General features: G+C 35.9%; 22 protein-coding genes and 3 pseudogenes. 22 read left to right on the top strand and 3 right to left on the bottom strand.

The annotated features are described in order from the left end of the window. The first annotated feature begins 41 nt into the window (after positions 1 to 41). The 15 genes and pseudogenes from N8M16_RS01065 (at position 42) to N8M16_RS00995 (ending at position 13,886) form a co-directional block, all read left to right on the top strand. Positions 42 to 269 (top strand): helix-turn-helix domain-containing protein, encoded by a 228-nt coding sequence (locus tag N8M16_RS01065; protein WP_261069496.1) that lies wholly within the window; start codon positions 42 to 44, stop codon positions 267 to 269. A gap of 239 nt (positions 270 to 508) precedes the next feature. Further along, positions 509 to 829: pseudogene (locus N8M16_RS01060) on the top strand (hypothetical protein); the annotation flags it as partial. A gap of 28 nt (positions 830 to 857) precedes the next feature. Then, the gene (locus tag N8M16_RS01055) at positions 858 to 2,942 is read left to right on the top strand and encodes an nSTAND3 domain-containing NTPase (protein ID WP_261069495.1); all 2,085 of its coding nucleotides are present in this window, start codon (positions 858 to 860) and stop codon (positions 2,940 to 2,942) included. 46 nt (positions 2,943 to 2,988) lie between these two features. Then, complete coding sequence (locus tag N8M16_RS01050; RefSeq protein WP_261069494.1) at positions 2,989 to 4,593, top strand: hypothetical protein; 1,605 nt, start codon at positions 2,989 to 2,991, stop codon at positions 4,591 to 4,593. Between the two features lie 299 nt (positions 4,594 to 4,892). Further along, the gene (locus tag N8M16_RS01045; RefSeq protein WP_261049650.1) at positions 4,893 to 5,501 is read left to right on the top strand and encodes a Type 1 glutamine amidotransferase-like domain-containing protein; all 609 of its coding nucleotides are present in this window, start codon (positions 4,893 to 4,895) and stop codon (positions 5,499 to 5,501) included. A gap of 179 nt (positions 5,502 to 5,680) precedes the next feature. Continuing rightward, positions 5,681 to 6,418, top strand: a complete 738-nt coding sequence (locus N8M16_RS01040; protein ID WP_261049649.1) for a CPBP family intramembrane glutamic endopeptidase — start codon at positions 5,681 to 5,683, stop codon at positions 6,416 to 6,418. A 290-nt stretch (positions 6,419 to 6,708) separates the two neighbouring features. After that, complete coding sequence (locus N8M16_RS01035) at positions 6,709 to 7,515, top strand: alpha/beta fold hydrolase (protein ID WP_261069493.1); 807 nt, start codon at positions 6,709 to 6,711, stop codon at positions 7,513 to 7,515. A gap of 11 nt (positions 7,516 to 7,526) precedes the next feature. Continuing rightward, positions 7,527 to 7,622 (top strand): annotated as a pseudogene (locus tag N8M16_RS01030) (ADP-ribosylglycohydrolase); the annotation flags it as partial. A 135-nt stretch (positions 7,623 to 7,757) separates the two neighbouring features. Further along, positions 7,758 to 8,375 carry an SAP domain-containing protein gene (locus N8M16_RS01025; protein ID WP_261069492.1) on the top strand — a complete coding sequence of 206 codons (618 nt, stop codon included), beginning with the start codon at positions 7,758 to 7,760 and terminating at the stop codon, positions 8,373 to 8,375. A 40-nt stretch (positions 8,376 to 8,415) separates the two neighbouring features. Then, positions 8,416 to 9,270, top strand: a complete 855-nt coding sequence (locus N8M16_RS01020; protein WP_261069491.1) for an ADP-ribosylglycohydrolase family protein — start codon at positions 8,416 to 8,418, stop codon at positions 9,268 to 9,270. 110 nt (positions 9,271 to 9,380) lie between these two features. Further along, positions 9,381 to 10,262 (top strand): diacylglycerol/lipid kinase family protein, encoded by an 882-nt coding sequence (locus N8M16_RS01015; protein WP_261069490.1) that lies wholly within the window; start codon positions 9,381 to 9,383, stop codon positions 10,260 to 10,262. 63 nt (positions 10,263 to 10,325) lie between these two features. Then, a complete protein-coding gene (locus tag N8M16_RS01010) occupies positions 10,326 to 10,817 on the top strand; it encodes a phosphoribosylanthranilate isomerase (protein WP_084887979.1) in 492 nt (163 codons plus the stop codon). Positions 10,818 to 10,992: 175 nt separating this feature from the next. Further along, the gene (locus N8M16_RS01005; RefSeq protein ID WP_261069489.1) at positions 10,993 to 12,735 is read left to right on the top strand and encodes a glycoside hydrolase family 13 protein; all 1,743 of its coding nucleotides are present in this window, start codon (positions 10,993 to 10,995) and stop codon (positions 12,733 to 12,735) included. A gap of 119 nt (positions 12,736 to 12,854) precedes the next feature. Then, positions 12,855 to 13,166, top strand: coding sequence for a hypothetical protein (locus tag N8M16_RS01000; RefSeq protein ID WP_000420556.1), 312 nt, complete (start codon positions 12,855 to 12,857; stop codon positions 13,164 to 13,166). A 3-nt stretch (positions 13,167 to 13,169) separates the two neighbouring features. Next, positions 13,170 to 13,886 carry an alpha/beta hydrolase gene (locus N8M16_RS00995; RefSeq protein WP_261069488.1) on the top strand — a complete coding sequence of 239 codons (717 nt, stop codon included), beginning with the start codon at positions 13,170 to 13,172 and terminating at the stop codon, positions 13,884 to 13,886. A gap of 140 nt (positions 13,887 to 14,026) precedes the next feature. Here N8M16_RS00995 and N8M16_RS00990 read toward each other — a convergent pair whose 3' ends face one another. From N8M16_RS00990 to N8M16_RS00980, 3 genes are read right to left on the bottom strand one after another with little or no spacing between them, the layout of a single operon-like run. Beyond that, positions 14,027 to 14,842, bottom strand: coding sequence for a TIGR03943 family putative permease subunit (locus N8M16_RS00990; RefSeq protein ID WP_064276085.1), 816 nt, complete (start codon positions 14,840 to 14,842; stop codon positions 14,027 to 14,029). Beyond that, positions 14,839 to 15,744: a permease gene (locus N8M16_RS00985; protein WP_261069487.1), complete on the bottom strand. Its 906-nt coding sequence runs from the start codon at positions 15,742 to 15,744 to the stop codon at positions 14,839 to 14,841. Before N8M16_RS00985 ends, N8M16_RS00990 begins: the two co-directional genes overlap by 4 nt. Further along, complete coding sequence (locus tag N8M16_RS00980; protein ID WP_004234728.1) at positions 15,745 to 15,876, bottom strand: SPJ_0845 family protein; 132 nt, start codon at positions 15,874 to 15,876, stop codon at positions 15,745 to 15,747. It lies immediately after the preceding gene. A 155-nt stretch (positions 15,877 to 16,031) separates the two neighbouring features. Here N8M16_RS00980 and N8M16_RS00975 point away from each other — a divergent pair, with 155 nt between their 5' ends. The 7 genes and pseudogenes from N8M16_RS00975 (at position 16,032) to N8M16_RS00950 (ending at position 23,153) form a co-directional block, all read left to right on the top strand. After that, on the top strand, positions 16,032 to 16,382 hold the full coding sequence (locus tag N8M16_RS00975; RefSeq protein ID WP_000349514.1) for a PBECR3 domain-containing polyvalent protein: 351 nt from the start codon (positions 16,032 to 16,034) through the stop codon (positions 16,380 to 16,382). 521 nt (positions 16,383 to 16,903) lie between these two features. After that, positions 16,904 to 17,031: pseudogene (locus tag N8M16_RS10290) on the top strand (DUF1919 domain-containing protein); the annotation flags it as partial. A gap of 103 nt (positions 17,032 to 17,134) precedes the next feature. Then, positions 17,135 to 19,264: a Tex family protein gene (locus N8M16_RS00970; RefSeq protein WP_261069486.1), complete on the top strand. Its 2,130-nt coding sequence runs from the start codon at positions 17,135 to 17,137 to the stop codon at positions 19,262 to 19,264. Next, positions 19,251 to 19,700 carry a SprT family protein gene (locus tag N8M16_RS00965; RefSeq protein ID WP_261069582.1) on the top strand — a complete coding sequence of 150 codons (450 nt, stop codon included), beginning with the start codon at positions 19,251 to 19,253 and terminating at the stop codon, positions 19,698 to 19,700. The genes N8M16_RS00970 and N8M16_RS00965 overlap by 14 nt, the downstream gene beginning before the upstream one ends. A 58-nt stretch (positions 19,701 to 19,758) precedes the next feature. Continuing rightward, positions 19,759 to 20,031 (top strand): PspC domain-containing protein, encoded by a 273-nt coding sequence (locus N8M16_RS00960; RefSeq protein WP_004269704.1) that lies wholly within the window; start codon positions 19,759 to 19,761, stop codon positions 20,029 to 20,031. Positions 20,032 to 20,404: 373 nt separating this feature from the next. Next, the gene (locus tag N8M16_RS00955) at positions 20,405 to 21,163 is read left to right on the top strand and encodes an ABC transporter ATP-binding protein (RefSeq protein ID WP_000173372.1); all 759 of its coding nucleotides are present in this window, start codon (positions 20,405 to 20,407) and stop codon (positions 21,161 to 21,163) included. Position 21,164: 1 nt separating this feature from the next. Beyond that, positions 21,165 to 23,153 (top strand): ABC transporter permease, encoded by a 1,989-nt coding sequence (locus N8M16_RS00950; RefSeq protein WP_261069485.1) that lies wholly within the window; start codon positions 21,165 to 21,167, stop codon positions 23,151 to 23,153. Positions 23,154 to 23,194 lie beyond the last annotated feature (41 nt).

Here is a 23,194-nt window from a genome sequence, read left to right as displayed (position 1 = left end):
TAAGAAAATAACTATATTATACTTGTTTTAGGAGACATTGGATGTTGAAAAGGATTAGAGATTTACGCGAGGATACTGATTTGACACAAGAGTATGTTGCAAAAACAATCTTAAATTGTACAAGATCAGCGTATTCTAAAATGGAATCAGGTACCAGATTAATCTCTATAGATGACCTTATCAAACTTGCAGATTTTTATAATGTAAGTTTAGATTACCTTGTAGGTCGAGTGGATAATAAAGAAGACCATTACTCCACAAAGTATTAGGTTAAGAAAGCACATTGACAATTGAATAGTCCAAAATGGTACTTTCCTCATTTGTGGAGCAGTTTTGAATGGCTCGCGATGATAAGAGCGATATTAAAACCATCAATAAAATAGAGCGATACTTTATATGCCATGATACAAATGATATACAATGATACTTCTGACCGTTCATGTTGAATGTGTAAGCTTGTTGGAGAAACGTAGTTAATCCTCAAAAGGTTCCCCAAACCTTTTGAGTCCCGCAAACGCATCATGTTGAGACAATTGTGTTGCTTTCCAAACTAGATTCTAAGAAATATATTAGTGTGGAACTTCCGATGTATATTGATTTAACGAGTGCTGAAAGTAAGACAACATATAAACAAATTCAAAACTATGTTTTTGAAATGTTTGGGTTTAAAGTATCGACACTTTATATTGCACAAGTGAAGAAAAAGCATAGTTTAGAGGTTAGGGAACACTATAATATTTCAAAAAATGAGAATCAGAAAGTTCCACAGTGTCCAATTGAAAAGGAAGAAGCTATTTTGGATGCGTTTAAGCATTTTAAGATGTTGTAATATTAAAACAATAGGGGGATTATAGACAGTGGCTAATATTGAAAGTATTAAACAAAAAATACTACAACTGGATGCAGGTTCATTTCAAAATCTTTGTGATTCTTATTTATATAAAACGGGCTATCCGAGTATAGTATCTCTTGGTGGAGAAGCAGGTACACGTAAGACTACTTTAGGTACACCTGATACATATTTTATTGCATCAAATGAAAAGTATGTTTTTGTTGAATACACAACTCAAAGGACAAACTTATTTGCAAAAATTAGGGATGACCTTGAAAAATGTCTTGATACAGCAAAGATAGGTGTTCCATATGACAAAATCTCTGAAATTATTTATTGTCATACTTCATCAAACCTTACACCCTTTCAAGATAGTGAAGTAAAAAAACTGTGTGAAGATGTTGGAATTAAGCTTGTAATTATTGGAATTGATAAGCTTGCAGAAGATATATATCTTTTCCATCATAATCTTTCACGTGATTTTTTGGGAATATCAATAAGTACAGATCAAATTCAATCATATGATGAATTTATTAATAGTTACAATGCAAATAGAATGGCTGCTCCAATTGACACTAAATTTCTATTCAGAGAAAAAGAATTTCAAGATATCATCAATGCTTATCTTAAAGTGGATGTTGTTATACTTAGTGGTTCATCAGGTACGGGGAAAACACGTTTAGCTTTGCATTATGTAAAAAAACATACAGATGCTAAGAATGAAAAGATTTACTGTATTCATAGTAATGCATTACCAATATACGAGGATTTAAAACTTTTTTTAGATAAACCAGGAGATTATTTTCTTTTTATTGATGATGCCAATCAATTGTCAGGACTGCAGCATATTATCCGATACATTAGTATGAAATCAGAGGGATATAATGTAAAAATACTTATTACAGTAAGAGATTATGCACTTCAAAAAGTGATAAACGATGTTCGAGCAATCACTTCTTATGAAATTGTGAATGTAAATGTATTTTCAGAGAATGAAATTAAGGAATTACTTGAAGCGTCATTGGGCATTTTGAATTCAGAATATCAAGAACGAATTATAAGAATTGCAGAAGGAAATACTCGTATTGCTATACTTGCTGGGAAAGTAGCATGCAGTTCAAATCGTTTGGAGTCTATTGATGATGTGTCACAATTATATGAAGATTATTATGGTTCTAATTTAGAAAATAATCAATTTTTTATAGACAAAAATCTGTGTATAACTTCTGGTATAATTGCTTTTCTTGAAGCAATTCATTTAGATTATATTGATGCACTTTTACCAATTTTACAGGAAAAAGGGTTAAATCGAGATAGTTTTATTGAAAATATCCGTATGCTTCACGAGCGGGAGATTGTCGATATTTGTAATGATAAAGCTGTTCGTTTTTCTGATCAATGCTTGTCTAATTATTTGTTAAAATATATTTTCTTTGACAAAAAATTACTTAGTTTGTCGAAAATGATTAAAGCTTGCTTTTCAAGTTACAGAGAGAGAACTGTATCTTCTGTTAATACGTTACTTAATATTTTTAAAAATAAGGCACTTTTAAATTTTGCTGAGAAAGAAATAAAGTTATTATGGGATGAATTATCAACAGAAAAATCGCCAATCTTCTTTGAATTTGTAAAAGTCTTTTTTCGCATTAATCCTACGGAAACACTTTTGCTCTTGCAAAATGAAATTGAATCTGAAGAAAGAGTGATTTGTGAATGGATTGATATAGATACTGAAAAAAGAAAAAATTATCAACATGTGGAAAATGATATCATTAAAATTCTTGGTGGATTTGCAGATATGACTGATTTGCCAACCGCTTGTGATTTGTTTTTTCAATATTATCTAAAGCGACCAGATTTATTTATGGAATTTTACCATGCAGTTAATATATATTTTGGTATTCAGAGGGCTTCTTTTCGTAATAGTTTTTATACTCAAATAACTTTTTTTGAAAAAATAATAGAATATTCAAATAATTGGAAACAAGAATTTATTGTAATATTTTTTTTTGCAGATAGCAGAAAAATTTCTGAAGTTAAATTTTTCTCCAGCGGAGGAAGGACGAAAGAATGCAATAACCATATATCAGATTCCGCTAACTATATCTAAAGATGTTGAAAAATATCGTGAGTTCATTTGGGAATCGTTAACTTCTTTGAGTAAAATTGAAAAGTATAGAGAAAAAGTTAGGGGAATTCTTAGTTCTTATGGTGGCATTGTTGACGATATAAGCATTCCTGTTTTACAATTTGATTTAAAATATATTGAATTAATTTTGAAGTTAAATTTTCCACCAGATAAATTGGCAAATTGCCTTTTAGCAGACAAAATAGTGCAAGTTTTTAGCAGAATGAATTATTCTTGTGAATCCTTGTTTTCTGAATATTTTGAAGGAGAGGGCTTTCAATTATATTGTCTTCTTAAAGGACCAGATTATAAAGAAACTGGTTATGAAGAAAATAGAAAACAAAAGCAGCAATCAATTAATCATTACACTTTGAATTGTGATTTACAGATATTTAAGAAGTTAATTGATGTTTGCAACGGTATTTCTGAGCTAGATAACCATTCATATTGGGAGGTCGGTGAAGGATTAGGCATTGCCTTTGATGCTATTTCCGATAAAGCAGATTGGTATGTTGATGCAATTAAATATTATATCAAAAACGATACACCAAACAATTTACATCCATACCATCTAGTAGACAATTTATTTTCATTATTATCCGATTCAGAAGTGTATGAAATTATTATTAGTGAAGAATATAGTCAGAAAAATGCTTGGACATATGCATATTATCATGAATTACCGCTGGGATTAATTACAGATAAACATTTACAAGGACTTTATGATTTTTTGAAAGATACTTCTGACAGATATATTACCTCATCATCAATGCGTGATATAGATTTTCTGGATAAGTATAATGCAATAGATGAATTAGCATTAATAGAAGGTTGCAAAATTATTTTGGATAAAAAAGAGTATTCCTATTTTATTGTGGATATTTATTTTGGCTTGTTATTTAATTATCATCATAATACACCAAGGGAAGTGATTCAAAAATTTAATTGCAATTTAGAATTGCTTGAAGAAATATACTATGCTATGTTGTCATATGATAAAGATCATGATTATGACGGACAATTTTTGAAGGAAATATATTCGGTTAGACCTTCTATACTGGACAAATATATAGATTATTTAATAAATAGTAACTCCTTTAGCGACCATCAAGAAAAGCATTGTTGCTTTTTTGATTTGGACGATTTTGTAGAAATATATAATAAAATCTTTGAGCAGTTGATAAGAAACTATCAATATTCTAGGTTGTCAGTACCGTATTTTTTAGAATCTTTATTATTGCCAAAGCAAAATGAGAAAAAGCTGTTAGAAAGACAAGATATGTGGATTCGACAATGTATTCAACGATTCTGCAATGATAAAGCAAAAATGTATTGCCTATTTTCAGTTGTGTCAAAATTAGAGATCAAAAGAAAAAAAGAGTATATCTTGCTCTTTCTTGAGAATAATCCGTTGTTTGAAGACTTTGAAAAAATACCATTAACACCTACTTCTTGGAGTTGGTCAGGTAGTGTAGTACCTATGTATTCAGCTTGGATTGAATTTCTCGAATCATTGTTACCAAATTTTATAGGTTTAAAGTGGATAAAACATAAAAACTATATTGAAACAAAAATTGATGATTTACAAAAACAAATCGAAGCGGAGCAGATAGACGAGATTTTAAGAGGATGATTTATAAATACAAAAATACTGTATAAATATATAAGTAAAACTATCTGTGAATTGACATTTCATGATGGTTTAACCTACAAATAAATTTATCTAAATCTTATTTAAGGTTTAAAAAATATTATGGATGTTGGAGATGTTATTAAGACTGGTTTGGACAATGATGAGCAAGTTGCATATGTATGATTGCTGGTGCGATCATAGTCAGTCAATAATAAAATGATATGTTTTAAGAAAAATTATAATTTCAAAACGTGAATAAACTTGTTTAAACTTTATGTATCTTTAGAAAGTGTGTTAACTTGAAAGAACAAATTTTTTTGATGGGTGGGAATCCCCCAATAAAGAAACATAGCATTGTTGATAAAATTGTATTATCAAGCAAGATTGAAAGAATTGTTATTTTTACAGTTTTTCGAGATAATTGGCAACCCTATATGAAAAAGTACACGGAAGTTTTCCAAAGTCAATTTCCTAATCTAAACACTGATTACTTACTTTTGGACACTGAGCAGATTGATTTTGATATCTATTTAGATGCTGATCTAATCATCATCGGTGGAGGAAATACGGAAAAATATATATCTACTTATGTCAATCAGGAGTTCAAAAATTATATCGATCATATGCTTAATAAAGGGGCAAAAGTTATAGGGTTTTCTGCAGGAGCCCTATTATTAGGAGAAAAAGTCTATGTCTCACCTAATGATAATTTAGATCATCAGATAAAGATAAAAAATGGATTAGGAGTCTTTAGTCAGTTTTTAATTAGTGTCCATTATGATTCATGGAATGATAAAGCAAATAAGGATAGAGCTGAAGAACTCGTTAATGTTCCCATAATTCCACTAAATGATCATTCATGTCTTGTATTAGATAAACTTGGAAACATTATTGAGAAAATTGACTAGTTTTAATCATGCGAATCTGAATCTACGAAACTAAAGTATTGACGAAATGAATAATGAAAAGCCTTGATTGTAAGGCTTTTTTGTGTTTTTATGATAGAATATAGGTAGTTATAATCGAGAGCAACTAAGAAGCAGTAAAAAAATATTATACGTAGAATAATCAAGATTAGGAAGATAAAATGACAGAAATTGACAAAAAGAATTTAAAAAATTATCTTTATTATACATTTGGAATTACTTATATAGCTTGGGGGTTTCTTGCTCTATTTACACAATCTCATATTTTTGGATTAGAGACGTTTATAGGGAGAATATTACATATAGTTGGTGCACTTGGACCAGCTATTGCAAGTGTGTTTTATTTGAAAAGTAATAATATAAAATTTAAACATTTTGTATTTAATAAGAAAGAAAATAGTAGTATTTATTTCACTATTCATTTGTTAGCAATTTTGATACTATTCTCTGTATCTTCCTTAGAATTAAACGGAGTATCCATTTATCTGATGCCACTATTCTTTATACAATTAATTTTTTTTGGTGGTGGACATGAAGAATTAGGATGGAGAGGTATATTACAACCGTTACTTGATAAAAAATATACTTATTGGCAATCTAATTTGATTGTAGGATCAATTTGGGGAATTTGGCATCTGCCTTTATGGTTTATAGTTGGAGAAAGCCATCAAGGATTTCCTTTTATTTTATTTTTTATATATACATTATTTTTAAGTTTTGTTTTAGGGCTTCTTTATCGTCAAACGAAATCTGTGGGGTACTGTCTATTATTTCATGCGTTCGCAAATTTGTTAAATCTCTATTTTGTGTTAAAAATTAATGTTATTTTTATCATCATTTTTATTGGTTATTTGATTTATACAATATTGGCTAGTAATAGAATTAGTAAGGAAAAGTAATTTTAACTTTAGATTAGTATATCCATTATTGAAAGTAACGATTGGCTAATTAGATGATCTATGTTAGAGAATTATCTATTATAATTTAAAGTGGAGTGATGAATGTCGTTTCTTTTGGAACTGGAGAAAATCTTTCCGTTCCACAGTATCATTTTAAAATGATTTTCAATGCCTTTTGTTTATTAGTATAAAAGAAGAATATTAACACACGTTGAGGCGGTATCACTGCTTATTCAAACTGATTTAACAAGTATTTATCTAGTGAAAGTCCTACAGCAAGGAGTTTAAACATGAAATTCCATGAATTTGGTGATAAGAATTTGCCTCCTATTATACTGATACATGGTGGTGGCAGTTCTTGGTGGAATTATCTTTGTCAAGCACGAATCTTGTCAAAAGAATACCGTATTATTCTACCAACTTTGAATGGCCACGGCGAGGAATATCAATTTGATTATGTTTCTACTGAAGATTCTGCATTGGAGATTCTAGACTATATCAAAGCAAACTGTGGTGGGAAATTGTTTGCAATCGGTGGTGTTTCACTTGGTGGTCAAATTGCCATGGAGCTTTTGTCTTTAGACAGTGAAATTGCTAAGAAGGCCATCATAGACGGAAGCCTCTGTATTCCTCAACCAAGTTTAGCTAAAATCAGCATTTTTCTAGTGTCTCTATTTGGTAAACTAATGTTCAATAAATTCTCTTGCAAACTTCAGTTAAGCATGATGAACAAACTCTATCCTAAACTGGTTTATCCAGAGGAAATAAAAGCTTATTATTTGGAAGATTTGCCAAGGACGCCTGTCAAAACATTGGTGACAATTTACAAAACCTATATGGGGCGTTACAAGCTCAAGAACACGATTTCTGCAAGCAAGGCGCAGGTTCTTTATATTTATGGTGAAAAAGAATTGAACTGTGTGAAAGCATCAGCGAAATTATTTCATCAGCTAAATTCAAATACAATTTTGTATGAAGCAAAGGGCTATAATCACGGCTATTTATCAGCTTACCAGCCTCATGAGTGGATTAATTTGGTGGTGCCATTTTTAAAGAGTGATTCATTAGAAATGTTTAACGAATCTGATATGCCATAAGGAGGAAACGGATGCTAGAAGCAATAGTTGGAGACATTGTAGACTCTGTTTAAGAATGGAACAATATCAAAACGAAGGATTTTCCTTTATTTCTTGAGGATTGTTTTTCATGGATGATACGGTAAGTCCGAACCGTTGAATGTGTAATCTTGTTAGTGAAACGTAGTAATCCTCAAAATAATGAAACTAAAACTCCATTATTTCGTTATGACAACCTAAATTGATTTTAAGGAGGTGTTATATTGATAGAAAGCAGACCTGAGTTTGATAAAATCGCATCCTTTGATGAGTTTAATAAATACTATTGGTATCGTGATGAACTGTCACAGATATGCAAGTCATTAGGACTTGAATATAGAGGGACAAAACAGGAACTAAATGATATTATTGAGCAGTACTTTAAGGGGAAGTTGATTAAAAAGTCATCAATAAAAAGGAAAAAGAAACAAGTAGAAGTTATTAGCTTAGATACAGCCTTGTTTGAATGTGGATTCTCTTTTAACACTCACTTTAGAGAATATTTCTCAACTTTAACAGGTGTTTCGCCATTTAAATTTACTGCTGATATGGCTACAGCTTGGAGAAAAGTAAAAAGAGAAAATGATTTGAGTTTTACAATCCAAGATATGCTAAAAGTCTATTATGGAAATTCAGATTATGCTAAGTATGATCATTCGGTTTGTCAATGGAATCAGTTTTTAAAGGATTTCTGTGCAGACGAAAATAGTCGAACCTACTCGAACAAACTAAAAGTAGCTTCTATTCTTTGGAAAGAAGTCCGAGACTCAAAGAATGAAAAAGTTTATTCAAAGAATCTTTTGACTGAATATGCTGACAAAATAAAAGAGTATGGTAAGTAAAAATGTCAGTTTTAGCTAATAGTTCACAAGGAGGAATCTTATGCTAGGAGCAATTATTGGAGATATTGTCGGTTCTGTTTACGAATGGAACAATATCAAAACGAAGGACTTTCCTTTATTTCGGAAGGACTGCTTTTTTACAGATGACACGGTTATGACCTGTGCTGTTGCAGAAGCAATTATGAATGGTGGACAAAAAGACGACTTCATTGACGCCATGAAGAAATATGGCAGAATGTATCCGGATGCTGATTACGGTGCTCGGTTTAATGCATGGCTAAAGAGCGATAACCGTGATCCTTATAATAGCTTTGGGAATGGATCAGCTATGCGTGTTTCTCCATGTGCTTGGGTCATGGACTGTGATGTCTATGAGAGAACCGGTACGTGGCCATCGTCTAGAGGACTTGCGAGTCTTTCTGCAGAGGTAACTCATAATCATCCAGAAGGTGTCAAAGGCGCTATGGCTACAGCTGATGCTATCTTTCTGTGTCGTTTTTACTTTGGTGATTATTGTAGAGAATACGAGCAACCAATTAATGACAATCATACAGAATGTAAAAGACGGATTAAGAATTATATAGAGAAGACATACGGCTACAATCTATCTCAAACTTTAGATGAAATCCGTCCTAACTATCGTTTTAACGAAACATGTCAAGAAACGGTCCCTCAAGCCATTATCGCCTTTCTTGAGAGTACAGATTTCGAAGATGCGATAAGGAATGCCATCTCACTTGGTGGTGACAGTGATACTCTAGCTGCAATTACTGGCAGCATAGCAGAGGCAGCTTATGGTATTCCTGATTGGATAAAGGATGAGGCCTATTCTTACTTGGATGAACCCTTAAAGGATGTAGTTAGGCGATGGGAAAATAGAATAAAATCATATTAATCTCCAGTACGTCAGATTTCTCTTTTCTGTATTTTCATTGTATAATAGGATTACATTTACTTGCATACGACGAAATGTAAACATTTCTATTTAAAATTAAGGAGAAATTAATGAAAAAGGTAATGTTAATTATCAACCCTACTTCTGGTGGGGAAAAGGCTTTGGATTATAAAGAAAAGCTGGAGAATAAAGCAAAAGAATATTTTGAGCACGTAGAAACCAAAATTACCGAAAAAGCTCTGGATGCAACACATTTTGCTGAAGAAGCTTCTCGTGAGCAGTACGATGCAGTGGTTGTTTTTGGTGGTGATGGAACTGTCAATGAAGTTATTTCAGGTATTGCTGAGAGAGACTACATTCCTAAGTTAGGGATTATCCCAGGCGGTACGGGTAACCTCATTACAAAACTGTTGGAAATCAATCAAGACATCGATGGCGCGATTGATGAACTGGATTTCAACTTAACCAATAAGATTGATATCGGTAAAGCGAATGACAATTATTTTGGTTATATCTTTAGTATCGGTTCTCTTCCTGAAGCGATTCACAATGTTGAAATCGAGGACAAGACAAAATTCGGTATTCTAGCCTATGCTGTAAATACCATGAAGTCCGTTATGACGGATCAGGTCTTTAACATTAAGGTTGAGACAGAAAATGGAAATTATGTTGGTGAAGCTAGCCATGTTTTGGTTCTCTTGACAAATTACTTCGCTGATAAGAAAATCTTTGAAGAAAACAAAGACGGCTATGCCAACATTTTGATTCTAAAAGATGCTTCTATATTCTCTAAATTATCCGTTATTCCTGATTTACTAAAAGGAGATGTTGTCTCAAATGACAATATCGAGTATATCAGAGCGCGTAATATTAAGATCTCTTCAGATAGTGAATTGGAGTCAGATGTTGACGGCGATAAATCGGATAACCTACCTGTAGAAATCAAAGTCCTATCTCAGCGAGTAGAAGTATTTTCAAAACCGAAAGAGTAGAAGGTAAAAATTAGTTTATTATTCACAACGAAATTAAGTTCTATATCAACGATTGGAGGAGGAATGAATTCTCTATTTGATGAATTTCGAACAATTTGTTCTCAGTTAAACCAAGTCGGAATCACTCCGACGCTCATGGGGTCTTTGGGGGTTGAATACCGATCAAATGAAGAATGGAGGCCGTCTGACATTGACATTCATGTGCCTGGTGATCCTAGAGGTTGGGAAGCACCCGATCATCTCAGAATTTATGAGTGGGACAAGATAATGAAAGTGATGAAACACTTAGGCTACGCCTTAATAGATATTCATGAGCATGAATTCCAAAAAGATTGCCTGAGTGTTGAGTTTGGAAGTATCGATTCTTTACCTGATTTTGCAGGAGTTTCGGAATCGGATATAGAGCTGATTCATCTTGAGAACATCACTTTTCGCGTTCCAAGTTTAGAACAGTTTTTAAGTATTTACAAGGCTTCTTCCCAAGATTCTTATCGAAATGAGCACAATAACAATAAGGATTTTAAAAAAATTGAGTGGCTGGAAAGACATTTGTAAATCATCATTTGAAAAGTAGCAAGTTGTAAGACTGGCTGCTTTTTTATTTATAGAACCAAACCACTAGAATCTACGGACAAGCCTTGAAAATAAAATACGAAAGTAGTATACTAGAATCACAATTATGAAAACGTTTGCGTCTTAAATGCAACCAAGTAAATCAGGAGACAAATTGATGGAATTAAGCGCTATTTACCATAGGTCTGAGTCGGAGTTCGCCTATCTTTATAAGGATAAGAAGATTCATATTCGGATTCGAACTAAGAAAGGGGACATTGAAATCATCAACTTGCACTATGGGGACCCTTTTATTTTTATGGAGGAGTTTTATCAAGATACAAAGAAAATGGCCAAGATAACTTCTGATGCCATCTTTGATTATTGGCAGGCTGAAGTGTCAGTTGACTTTGCACGTATCCAGTATCTCTTTGAACTCACGGATACAGAAGGCCAGAGCATCTTGTATGGCGATAAAGGGTGCGTTGAAAATTCTCTAGAAAATCTTCATGCTATTGGAAATGGATTTAAGTTGCCTTATCTTCATGAGATTGATGCCTGCAAGGTTCCTGACTGGGTTTCAAATACGGTATGGTATCAGATATTTCCTGAGAGATTTGCCAACGGAAATGCTCTATTAAACCCAGAAGGGACTTTAGACTGGGATTCCTCTATCACACCTAATAGTGATGATTTCTTTGGTGGTGATTTACAGGGGATTATTGACCATCTGGATTACTTGCAAGACTTGGGTATTACAGGTCTTTATCTCTGTCCCATTTTTCAATCTACGAGCAATCACAAGTACAATACGACAGATTACTTTGAAATCGACCATCATTTTGGAGATAAGGAGGCCTTTCGGGAGCTGGTCGAACAAGCGCATCAGCGTGGCATGAAAATCATGCTAGATGCTGTATTTAATCATATTGGTTCGCAATCGCCTCAATGGCAAGATGTTATCGAAAATGGTGAGCAATCTGCTTATAAAGATTGGTTCCATATACAACAATTCCCAGTGACAACTGAAAAGTTAGCCAATAAGAGAGATTTACCCTATCATGCTTTTGGTTTCGAGGACTATATGCCTAAGCTAAATACAGCCAATCCAGAGGTCAAGAATTATCTTTTAAAGGTTGCGACTTATTGGATTGAAGAGTTTGATATCGATGCTTGGCGTTTGGATGTGGCTAATGAGATTGACCATCAGTTTTGGAGGGATTTTCGCAAGACAGTTCTAGCTAAAAAGCCTGATCTTTATATTTTAGGAGAAGTCTGGCATACGTCTCAGCCTTGGCTAAATGGAGATGAGTTCCACGCGGTCATGAATTATCCTTTATCTGATAGCATCAAGGACTATTTCTTACGAGGAGTTAAGAAGACAGACCAGTTCATCGATGAAATCAATGACCAATCTATGTATTACAAGCAGCAGATTTCAGAAGTTATGTTTAATCTCTTGGATTCGCATGATACAGAGCGAATCTTGTGGACGGCCAATGAGGATGTTCAACTGGTCAAATCAGCCTTAGCCTTTCTCTTTCTACAAAAAGGAACACCGTGTATCTATTACGGAACAGAGTTATCCTTAACTGGAGGTCCAGATCCAGATTGCCGTCGTTGTATGCCTTGGGAACGCGTCTCAAGTGATAATGATATGCTGAACTTTATGAAGAAGCTGATTAATATTAGAAAACAAGCGTTATCAACCATTCAGCATGGTAAGTATAGCCTAAAAGAAATCAAACAAGATGTAGTTGCCTTGGAGTGGAAATACGAAGGACATGTCCTTAAAGTGATCTTTAACCAATCAACAAAAGATTATCTTTTAGAGAAAGAAACCGTAGCATTAGCAAGCAATTGCCGAGAATTGGAGAATCAGCTTGTCATCTCTCCAAAAGGATTTGTGATTTTTTATTAAAGAGCAATTATGAGCGACAGGAAAGTTGTAGTATAGAGAAGATTTTACAAACAGACTATTTGTCGTCTTGCTACAATTGGTATATAATTTAACTTAAAGAAAATAGGAGGACTAATCGAATGGAATTAAAAGATTTTACAGAAAAAGAACAGGAAATGATTAAGAAGGGGCTGACTACGTCTAAGATTAGTGACAAGGAAACTGCTGAAAAGATTCTTGCTCTAGTACCACAAGACTTGATTAAGCGAATCCCATTTTTCGTCAGAAAACATGCTACGACACGCACGATTAAACGCATTTCAATTGAACACCCTGAACTCTACGCTGCAGCTCAAACAAGTGGTGAAATTCCAGAAAAAGAACGCGAAGAGTTACGTCAGATTATCACAACTATCTTTGAACAAAAGATGAACAAGCATAGTATTAAGTAGAGAATGAAAATATATTTTATTGGCGGTTTGGGAAGCAATGTCTATCATAGCAAGGATTTTCTTCAAGAGATAGATTCGCAGGTCTGTTTTCTGAATCCCTATGAAAAGCATCTTCTAGATGAAACAGAATTGAAATCATGGTTTAAAAATGAGATTGTAGAGGAAGAATCTATCTGTCTGATAGGTCATTCTCTTGGAGGAGATTTGGCACGTTATCTTGCATCGGAATTTTATGAAGTGACCAAACTGATTCTTTTGGATGGTGGCTATCTAGATTTAGATAAGATTTTACCTTTAGATACAGAGTTAGAGGAAACAAAAAACTATATTGAATCTCAAGTCGTTTCAGACTTAGCTCTTCTTATTTCTAAAGAAAAATCTGAAGCAAAGCATTGGTCAGAAAATATGGAGAAAGCCGTAAGACAGTCATATCACTGGAATTCTAAGTATAATAGATATGAGTTAGCTATAAAATATGAAAATATAGAAGCGATACTCCGCCTACGGAGGAAAATACAAGCTTTTAAGAGAGAAGTGGGAAATACCTTGTTTATCAGTCCTCGCTATCCTAATGAAGCTACATGGAGAGAGGAAGCCGTAAAAGAATTGCCAGACTATTTTGATACTATTTTTCTAGAGAACTATGGCCATGAGCTTTATACTGAAGCACCTAGAGAAATCGCTAGTCTAATTAATGAGTGGCTCGCTTATTCTCAATGAGCTACTTGCATTACTTAAAATGTTATAAGATTTAAATCTAAAAATTATTAATACTCAGATAACAAAAAACGAACAGGCTCTTTTTCTGTCATTCAGAAGAGAACTTGTTCGTTTTGTTTTTTATGTTTTTATCTCGTTTTTTAAAACACGCGATACACATAAGGATTTTCTGGTTTATCGACTTTTGTAAAGCTATCGATTTCCAAGGTTGGGAGGTTTTGTTTGAGTTCTTTATGGTAGTGATTGACCAGTTTTCCTTTGGCTGTTATCCAGGTGTTATTCTCATACTGACGGGTATTTCCCTTGGTCAGCAATCCATAGACACCTGAATCCGCGATACAGTGAATAATGCCGAAGCGGAATAGAAATTGGCTATTGGCATGACTGGGGTCGTTATAGACAAAGCCTGTGAACTGGACTGTCTTGCCCTCGAATTCATCTGGATAGTCGTAGATAGCCTCCATGACTTCCATATAGTTTTCATTCGTGATTTGAATACTATCTTGGGACAAGTATTTATCCGCCGCAGTTCGCATTTCCTTTTCATAAGCTGCTTTTGAAAAATAAGAACTGGTATCTGGTTTCAAATATTGGCTTGTCGTTCCTTCACTGGTCTGAATGGCTTGATCCGTGCCTTCTGATAAAGGAAAATGGTAGCCTTTGGCAGAAACGGTCTGAGAATCCAAGCTAACAGTTGGGAAAGTTAAGCCGACGACAATCGGAATGGACAAAAGAGCAACACTCGTCACCTTCGCCAATCGGCTGTTCAGATGACTATGGGTTTTGACTTGCTTCATCCAGATATACAATTGAACGATTGCCAAGATAAAGGAAAGTACCATGGAAATATAGGCCAGATAGGAATAGTGCATGTTGATGTACTGGTTTAATTTACCCGACAGATGGAGATAAATGGTCAGTTCAAAATAGCCAGCTAAAACTAAAAATCGAATCATAGGATGACTCCAATCAAGAGAGAATACACTAAGACGACAAGAGTCACAATCATAATGAAGTGACTGATAAATCGTGCTTTCAAGTAATTTTTCATCATGAGAATATTTTTGATATCCAGCATTGGGCTAATGACGAGAAAGGCCATAACTGGTGCCAATCCGAAACTTGAGAGAAGAGAAGCACCGATAAAAGCATCTGCCTCACTACAGAGAGAAAGAAGAAAGGCTAAAATCATCAAGAGCAGGATGGCAAAAAGAGGGGTTGCACTGATAGAGGTCAGAATCCGTGTCGGAACATAGACCTGTATAACAGAGGCAAAGAGACAGCCAAATACCAAATAACGCCCCGTATCAAAAAATTCATCAATGGCCTGCACAAAGACCTGAAAAACTTTTTTTGCAGAGCTCAAGTGAGAAAAATCATGCTCATGACAAGCCGACCGATCTTCTTTTTGAATCGGTTCTTGCCAGAAAAATCCTAGAAAAATCCCAAGTATCACAGCCACAACGATGGAACCCAGAGCTCGCAATAGGGCGATATGGAAGGAGTTGCCAAAGGCAGAATAGGTCGCAAAGAGAACAATGGGATTGATAACAGGTGCTGTCACAAGAAAGGGAACGGCTGTGTAACTGGGAACCTTTTTTTCCAGAAAACGATTGATAATGGGGACGATTCCACATTCACAAGAAGGGAAAAGCATCCCGACAAAGGTCCCAAAAAAGATTCTCCCCCAACGATTTCGAGGGAGAAAATGATAAACCTTTTCAGGTGTGATATAAACCTCAATCAGCCCTGAAACAATACTTCCTATCAGAACGAAGGGTAGGGCTTCAATGATTATAGAGAGAAAAATAGCCCCAGTCTGAAGCACACTAGAAGGGAGTTGTTGGAAAGCAGTCATCTAGTTTTTCTTTTCTGCTTTGGCTTTTTTCTCTTTGTCATCAGGGAAAGTGACTTGTTTCAAATCAGGGAGTTTAGCAAACTCCTCAAACATCTTGTCCAAGTCATCAGTTTTTGTAAATTTTACAGCCATAGGTGCACCTCGATTCTAAATTCTATCTCTATTATACTATTATTTTAAGGAAAAGGGAAAAGTTAAAATTGAGTATCTAACGAATAATAGAGCTTGATATATCCTGATATACACTATGATTGTGATATAATAGTTGTGGAATAACGGAGGAAATGATGGATCATGAAACAATCGGTCAGGTTACCGATGAAGTAAAAGAAATTTTTGATATTGTTCTTGAAGCGAGCGACATAAAGGTCAACAAAGACGGTTTGAGAAGCCATATGATAAAACGCCATCACAATGATGTGATTCATCATATTGAAGACCTGGAACTCATACTAAGGAACCCAGATTTCGTCGGGGTCAATCCACGAGAGAAAGACGCCAGTTTCGAATATGTAAAAAGATTTGATGATAATGTTCTTGTTTCCATCAAGTTACATAAAAGTGGAGATTTCTTTTATGTTCTGACCATGTATCGCTTACAAGATTTCAAGTTACAAAGTCGTATTAAGTCTGGGTAGATTGAGAAAGCTTGACAAAAAAATAGATAGTGCTAGAATAACATTAACGAAAGACATTTGAGGGCAGAAAGGTTCCTGCCGCACCTTGAAGAAGGTATCTGAGATGCTGGGTACACCGACCAGCCAAATGTCCGTTATTTCAAAGGAGGGGCTTAAATGCTCCTTTTTTATTTAAAATTTCAAAATAGATTATCCCCACCGCAGACTCTGTCTTGCGGTTTTTTATTTTTCAAAAACACGCATTTTGGACGATTAGAAATAGAAATCTAAATGCTATTCTTCACCACAACAATTAGGATAAATAATTTTTAACACGAGGGCTCTCCTTTCACCAAATTTGAGTCTGCCGATCCCTTGGATATCCTTTCCTTTCACAGAGGTAGTGACTATACCACTCACTTATTCACCACCCCGTGATTTGTAGTAGTGATAGGCTTTCTCGCTATTATTATAAAACAAAATAAAGAGCACAACACTTTTTCATTCTGTGTTGTGCCTTGAGTGAAACGAAAGGAATTAATTATAAAAGTTTAAAAAGTCAATGTGTTATTCCAGGTCAGGAACATCTTCCAGAACTGGCTATTATGTCTGATCCATTAAATACTTTTGATGTCATGGAGTGGTAAAAAAAGGTGGCAATGCTCTCTAAGTACAAGTTATTGCACTATAGAATATAAATCTATTCCCCACATATTGTTTTTAAATACTGTAAGAGCTAATTTGAAACGTTTAGCTTATGGTATAATAGATTCATGGATAAAAAATATGAAAAAATCTCCCAGGATTTGGGAGTGACGTTAAAGCAAATTGATACTGTTCTAAGTTTGACAGCTGAAGGGGCGACTATTCCCTTTATTGCGCGTTATCGCAAGGATATGACTGGTAGTTTGGATGAGGTGACAATTAAGGCCATTATCGACTTGGATAAAAGTCTGAGCAATCTCAACGATCGTAAGGAAACTGTCTTGGCTAAGATTCAAGAGCAAGGCAAGCTGACTAAGGAGTTGGAAGAAGCTATCTTAGCAGCCGAAAAATTAGCAGACGTAGAAGAGCTCTATCTTCCATATAAGGAAAAACGTCGAACCAAGGCAACCATTGCCCGTGAAGCAGGGCTCTTTCCACTTGCGCGCTTAATTTTGCAGAATATAGCTGGCTTAGAGAAAGAAGCTGAGAAGTTTGTCTGTGAAGGATTTGCGACTGGTAAAGAAACCTTGGCCGGTGCAGTTGATATTTTGGTAGAAGCCTTATCGGAAGATGTGGCCTTGCGTTCCATGACTTATCAGGAAGTGCTGAGACACTCTAAACTCACTTCGCAAGTCAAGGATGAAAGTCTTGATGAAAAACAAGTTTTTCAGATTTATTATGATTTTTCAGAGACAGTTGGAACTATGCAAGGTTATCGTACCTTGGCTCTCAATCGTGGGGAGAAACTAGGTGTCTTGAAGGTCGGTTTTGAACATGCGACAGACCGTATTCTTGCCTTCTTTGCTGCTCGTTTCAAGGTGAAAAATGCCTATATTGATGAAGTGGTTCAGCAATCTGTTAAGAAAAAAGTCTTGCCTGCTATCGAGCGTCGCATTCGGACAGAATTGACTGAGAAAGCGGAAGAAGGAGCTATCCAACTCTTTTCGGACAACCTGCGTAATCTCCTCTTGGTTGCTCCTCTAAAAGGGCGCGTGGTTCTTGGATTTGACCCTGCCTTTCGTACAGGTGCCAAGCTAGCTGTCGTTGATGCTACAGGAAAAATGCTGACAACTCAGGTCATTTATCCCGTTAAACCAGCATCAGCTCGTCAAATCGAAGTAGCCAAGAAAGATTTGGCAGACTTGATTGGTCAGTACGGGGTGGAAATTATTGCCATCGGAAATGGTACTGCTAGTCGTGAAAGTGAAGCCTTTGTAGCGGAAGTTCTGAAAGATTTTCCAGAAGTCAGCTATGTTATCGTCAATGAAAGTGGTGCTTCGGTCTATTCTGCCAGTGAACTTGCTCGTCAGGAGTTCCCAGACTTGACTGTTGAAAAACGCTCTGCTATTTCTATCGCCCGTCGTTTGCAAGATCCCCTTGCTGAATTGGTTAAAATCGATCCTAAGTCAATCGGTGTCGGTCAGTACCAGCACGATGTCAGCCAGAAGAAATTGTCTGAAAGTCTGGATTTTGTCGTGGATACCGTGGTGAACCAAGTCGGTGTTAATATTAATACTGCCAGCCCTGCTCTTCTTTCACACGTAGCTGGACTCAATAAAACCATCTCTGAAAATATCGTCAAATACCGTGAGGAAGAGGGAAAAATCACTTCACGCGCCCAAATCAAGAAAGTTCCTCGTCTGGGAGCCAAGGCATTTGAGCAGGCTGCTGGTTTCCTCCGTATCCCTGAAAGTAGCAATATCCTTGATAATACAGGAGTTCACCCAGAAAATTACGCTGCCGTTAAGGAACTCTTCAAACGCTTGGACATCAAGGACTTGAATGAAGAAGCCCAAAGTAAACTCAAGTCCCTTTCAGTCAAGGAAATGGCGCAAGAGCTAGACCTTGGTCCAGAAACTCTTAAAGATATCATTGCAGATCTTCTCAAACCAGGTCGAGATTTTCGTGATTCCTTTGATGCACCTGTGCTTCGCCAAGATGTCCTAGATATCAAAGACTTAGTGATTGGTCAGAAGCTAGAAGGTGTGGTGCGTAACGTCGTTGACTTCGGTGCCTTCGTTGACATTGGAATTCACGAAGACGGTCTCATTCATATTTCTCATATGAGTCGCAAGTTTATCAAACACCCTAGTCAAGTGGTGTCAGTTGGAGATTTGGTGACCGTTTGGGTTAAGAAAATTGATACTGAACGTGAAAAAGTCAATCTGTCGCTCCTCGCTCCAAATGAAACTGACTGATTACGTTAAGCAGGTTTCACTAAAAGACTTCGGCAGACCTTTTATCCATCAAGCTCAGTGGAATTCTCATCTACGTTCGACAGGTGGGCGATTTTTCCCCAAAGATGGGCATTTGGATTTTAATCCCAAGGTTTATCAGGAACTGGGTCTGGATGTTTTTAGGAAAATTGTCCGACATGAACTCTGTCATTATCACCTCTATTTCCAAGGGAAGGGCTATCAACACAAGGATCGAGATTTTAAGGAACTGTTGAAAGCAGTGGATGGATTACGGTTTGTGCCCTCCTTGACAAATAGCCACTCTAAACCACTCAAACTTTATCGTTGTCAATCCTGCCAGCAAAGGTATCATCGCAAGCGAAGGATTGATACTAAACGCTATCGCTGTGGACTTTGTCGAGGTAAATTACTATTAATAAATCAGCCTGAGGACTGATGAAAGCCAAGCCTACCCGTGTTATACTATGTCTAACCTAGCAGAAAGAGGAAATAACATGAACAGTAAATTTTATAAAATGAGACGAAATCGCATGATTTCAGGAGTTCTGGCAGGTCTGTCAGACAAGTGGAACTTTGATGTTACCCTTGTTCGTTTCTTATTTGCCATTTTTACAGTCGCAAATTTTGGCCTTGGTGTGATTATCTATATCATCCTAGCTTCTGTCATGCCAACCAAGGAAGAAATCGAAGCAGAAATGTACGGAACAGGCCCACGCAAACGCAAAGAAGCCCAAGCCATTGAAGAAAATGATGGATGGTTTTGGTGAGGTAGAAACAGTTATTTTACTGTTAGTCTATGAATTCGACTAATCTATTTTAACATTTCTTGAACCCTTGTATCCGCAAGGGTTTTCTTCTTACTTTCTTTTTATGGTAAAATATTTTTAATAAAATATCTACATTTCCCCCAATCTTACAAAAATGTAAGATTAAAGTCTCTTTTGTAAGATTAGGTTATGGCAAGCGGTCTTTTTTTGATGTAAACTAGATTCATAAAGAACAAAGGAGTAACATCATGAAACAAATCTTACAGAAGAAAACAAGAAAACCAAGCCACAAAGATATCGAACGCGTTCAGTTGGGATGCGCTATGATGCAAGCAACATTTCATTTGATGGGATATTAAGAAAGGAGATTCTCATGACACTTTTAGATGTAAAACACGTTCAAAAAATTTATAAAACTCGTTTTCAGGGCAACCAAGTAGAAGCCCTCAAGGATATTCACTTTACCGTGGAAAAAGGTGACTACGTTGCCATCATGGGTGAGTCTGGTTCTGGTAAATCCACTCTTCTCAATATTCTAGCTATGCTGGATAAACCAACACGCGGTCAGGTTTATCTTAATGGAACAGACACAGCAACTATTAAAAATTCACAGGCTTCTAGCTTCCGTCGTGAAAAGTTGGGCTTTGTCTTCCAAGACTTTAACTTGCTAGATACCCTGTCTGTTAAGGACAATATCTTGCTTCCGCTTGTCTTGTCAAGAAGACCCATTACGGAAATGATGAAGAAATTGGTGGTGACAGCTGAGAATCTAGGCATCAACCAATTACAAGAGAAGTACCCTTACGAGATTTCTGGTGGTCAGAAACAGCGTGTAGCAGTAGCCCGCGCCATCATCACAGAACCTGAAATTCTCCTTGCGGATGAGCCAACAGGAGCCCTTGATTCCAAGTCATCTGCAGCCTTACTTGATGTTTTTGATGAAATCAATGAGCGTGGCCAAACCATTCTCATGGTAACCCACTCCACAGCAGCAGCTAGCAGGGCTAAGCGTGTTCTCTTTATCAAAGACGGCATTCTTTACAACCAAATCTACCGTGGAGAGAAGACAGAGCGTCAGATGTTCCAAGAAATCTCTGATACCTTGACTGTCATGGCAAGCGAGGTGAATTAGTATGTTTCGATTAACCAATAAGTTAGCGGTATCGAACTTGATTAAAAACCGCAAACTCTATTATCCTTTTGCGCTGGCTGTTCTCTTGGCAGTCACCGTCACCTATCTCTTTTATTCCCTAACCTTTAATCCCAAGATTGCGGAAATCCGTGGAGGATCAACCATTCAAGCTACTCTTGGATTTGGTATGTTTGTCGTCACCCTTGCGTCAGCGATAATCGTCCTCTATGCCAATAGTTTTGTCATGAAGAACCGTTCCAAGGAACTAGGAATTTATGGCATGTTGGGCTTGGAGAAGCGTCATCTAATCAGTATGACCTTTAAGGAGTTAGTGGTATTTGGGATTCTAACTGTTGGAGCGGGTATCGGTATTGGAGCCTTGTTTGACAAGTTAATTTTCGCTTTCTTGCTCAAACTGATGAAATTGAAGGTTGAGCTGGTCGCTACCTTCCAAATGAATGTTGTCATTGCAGTACTTGTTGTCTTTGGCTTGATTTTCCTAGGCCTCATGTTCCTGAATGCCCTTCGAATTGCCCGTATGAATGCCCTCCAGCTCTCACGTGAGAAAGCAAGCGGAGAGAAAAAAGGTCGTTTCCTACCTCTCCAAACTATTCTTGGTTCGATTAGTTTAGGGATTGGCTACTATCTTGCCCTTACGGTAAAAGATCCTCTTACAGCTTTAACAACCTTCTTCTTAGCTGTTTTACTGGTTATCTTTGGTACTTATCTTTTGTTCAATGCAGGGATTACCGTCTTCCTACAAATCTTAAAGAAAAACAAGAAATACTATTACCAACCAAATAATCTTATCTCTGTTTCCAACTTGATTTTCCGTATGAAGAAAAATGCAGTTGGATTAGCAACAATCGCTATTTTGTCAACAATGGTCTTGGTTACCATGTCTGCAGCGACAAGCATTTTCAATGCCTCAGAATCCTTTAAAAAAGTGATGAATCCGCATGACTTTGGAATTACTGGACAAAATGTTGAAAAAGAAGACTTGGACAAACTCTTGAGCCAGTTTGCAAGTGACAAAGGTTATAGTGTCAAAGAGAAAGAAGTGCTTCGTTACAGTAACTTTGGTATTGCAAATCAAGAAGGAACCAAGTTAACCATTTTTGAAAGGGGACAAAATCGTGTTCAACCTAAAACAGTCTTCATGGTATTTGACCAAAAAGATTATGAAAATATGACTGGTCAAAAGCTTTCTCTATCAGGAAATGAGGTCGGTCTTTTTGCCAAAAATGACGGACTGAAAGGACAGAAAGCTCTAACTCTAAATAACCATCAATTTTCTGTCAAAGAAGAATTTAATACAGATTTTATTGTGAATCATGTCCCAAATCAGTTTAATATTTTTACTACTGATTACAATTACCTTGTTGTTCCTAATTTACAAGCATTTTTGGATCAATTCCCAGATTCGGCTATCTATAATCAGCTTTACGGTGGTATAAATGTAAATATCAGTGAAGAAGAACAACTCAAAGTCGCTGAAGAATATGAAAAATACTTACAAAAGTTTAATGCTCAATTAAACACTGAAGGTAGCTATGTGTATGGTAGCAATCTAGCAGATGCTAGTGCTCAAATGAGTGCCCTCTTTGGTGGTGTCTTCTTTATCGGTATTTTCCTATCCATTATCTTTATGGTAGGAACCGTTCTGGTCATTTACTACAAACAAATTTCTGAAGGATATGAAGACCGTGAACGCTTTATTATCTTGCAGAAAGTCGGTTTAGATCAAAAGCAAATCAAGCAAACCATTAACAAACAGGTTTTAACTGTTTTCTTCCTTCCTTTGCTTTTTGCCTTCATACATCTAGCCTTTGCCTACCATATGCTTAGTCTGATTTTAAAAGTGATTGGTGTAATAGATACGAATATGATGTTGATTGTGACATTGTCTATCTGCGCTATCTTCCTCATCGCCTATGTGCTGATTTTCATGATTACTTCAAGAAGTTATCGCAAGATTGTCCAAATGTAAAAAAAGATACCTCGACTTCAAAATCGAGGTGTTTTTTGTGT

Origin of the sequence: Streptococcus mitis, assembly GCF_946188375.1 — a bacterium.
Lineage (GTDB): Bacteria > Bacillota > Bacilli > Lactobacillales > Streptococcaceae > Streptococcus > Streptococcus mitis_CX.
Note: the sequence above shows the minus strand (reverse complement) of the source record. Positions and strands in the feature narration are given on the sequence as shown.

Coding starts and splice junctions, on each gene's coding strand:
- N8M16_RS01020 (WP_261069491.1), top strand. CDS start 8,416: ATGCTAGGAGCAATTATTGGAGATATTGTCGGTTCTGTTTACGAATGG.
- N8M16_RS00995 (WP_261069488.1), top strand. CDS start 13,170: ATGAAAATATATTTTATTGGCGGTTTGGGAAGCAATGTCTATCATAGC.
- N8M16_RS00985 (WP_261069487.1), bottom strand. CDS start 15,744: ATGACTGCTTTCCAACAACTCCCTTCTAGTGTGCTTCAGACTGGGGCT.
- N8M16_RS00960 (WP_004269704.1), top strand. CDS start 19,759: ATGAACAGTAAATTTTATAAAATGAGACGAAATCGCATGATTTCAGGA.
- N8M16_RS01010 (WP_084887979.1), top strand. CDS start 10,326: ATGAATTCTCTATTTGATGAATTTCGAACAATTTGTTCTCAGTTAAAC.
- N8M16_RS00990 (WP_064276085.1), bottom strand. CDS start 14,842: ATGATTCGATTTTTAGTTTTAGCTGGCTATTTTGAACTGACCATTTAT.
- N8M16_RS00975 (WP_000349514.1), top strand. CDS start 16,032: ATGGATCATGAAACAATCGGTCAGGTTACCGATGAAGTAAAAGAAATT.
- N8M16_RS01015 (WP_261069490.1), top strand. CDS start 9,381: ATGAAAAAGGTAATGTTAATTATCAACCCTACTTCTGGTGGGGAAAAG.
- N8M16_RS00980 (WP_004234728.1), bottom strand. CDS start 15,876: ATGGCTGTAAAATTTACAAAAACTGATGACTTGGACAAGATGTTTGAG.
- N8M16_RS01040 (WP_261049649.1), top strand. CDS start 5,681: ATGACAGAAATTGACAAAAAGAATTTAAAAAATTATCTTTATTATACA.
- N8M16_RS01065 (WP_261069496.1), top strand. CDS start 42: ATGTTGAAAAGGATTAGAGATTTACGCGAGGATACTGATTTGACACAA.
- N8M16_RS00950 (WP_261069485.1), top strand. CDS start 21,165: ATGTTTCGATTAACCAATAAGTTAGCGGTATCGAACTTGATTAAAAAC.
- N8M16_RS01035 (WP_261069493.1), top strand. CDS start 6,709: ATGAAATTCCATGAATTTGGTGATAAGAATTTGCCTCCTATTATACTG.
- N8M16_RS01005 (WP_261069489.1), top strand. CDS start 10,993: ATGGAATTAAGCGCTATTTACCATAGGTCTGAGTCGGAGTTCGCCTAT.
- N8M16_RS00965 (WP_261069582.1), top strand. CDS start 19,251: ATGAAACTGACTGATTACGTTAAGCAGGTTTCACTAAAAGACTTCGGC.
- N8M16_RS00955 (WP_000173372.1), top strand. CDS start 20,405: ATGACACTTTTAGATGTAAAACACGTTCAAAAAATTTATAAAACTCGT.
- N8M16_RS00970 (WP_261069486.1), top strand. CDS start 17,135: ATGGATAAAAAATATGAAAAAATCTCCCAGGATTTGGGAGTGACGTTA.
- N8M16_RS01000 (WP_000420556.1), top strand. CDS start 12,855: ATGGAATTAAAAGATTTTACAGAAAAAGAACAGGAAATGATTAAGAAG.